Source organism: Aquimarina sp. U1-2 (genome assembly GCF_017897595.1).
Classification (GTDB): domain Bacteria; phylum Bacteroidota; class Bacteroidia; order Flavobacteriales; family Flavobacteriaceae; genus Aquimarina.
Genome location: NZ_JAGKIK010000093.1, coordinates 1 through 402, shown reverse-complemented (window position 1 = coordinate 402; position 402 = coordinate 1). Strand labels below are relative to the sequence as shown.

The following is a 402-nucleotide window of genomic DNA, read 5'->3' as shown; positions in this document are numbered from 1 at the left end:
AGTAAAAAGCAAAAATCTATTATTTAAAATATAATTTAACATCCTATATTTGAACGTATTATACTTATTACACATAAAATATTGTATTGGATAAACCCCAATATTTGTTAATGCGGAAATATTTTTTTTAAATGTATTAATGCCAAACCTAGCCCTAATCATTTTTATTATAGTAAAAAAGACAAATGAATCGCGTCTTGACTTAATATGCTCTATGATAATATCCTTGTGAGCTATTGATAAATGTTCGAGACTAGTTATAAAATTCTCTAAATCAAAAATTAAAGCCAGGAAATATTCTGCAATTCTTTTTTTAAAACTTTGAGTTTTTGTTCGCATTGTAGATTCCGGACTTTGGAAGTATCTATATACAGAAACTGGAGAATAAGCCACTCTTGAAGC

At 26.9% G+C, this 402-nt stretch carries 1 protein-coding gene; it reads right to left on the bottom strand.

What is annotated here, in order from left to right; all coding sequences use genetic code 11:
• Window positions 1-339, bottom strand: a 339-nt coding sequence (locus J8281_RS19165; protein WP_210199257.1) for a hypothetical protein, incomplete at its 3' end; no start/stop codon positions are given.
• Between the last annotated feature and the right edge of the window lie 63 nt (window positions 340-402).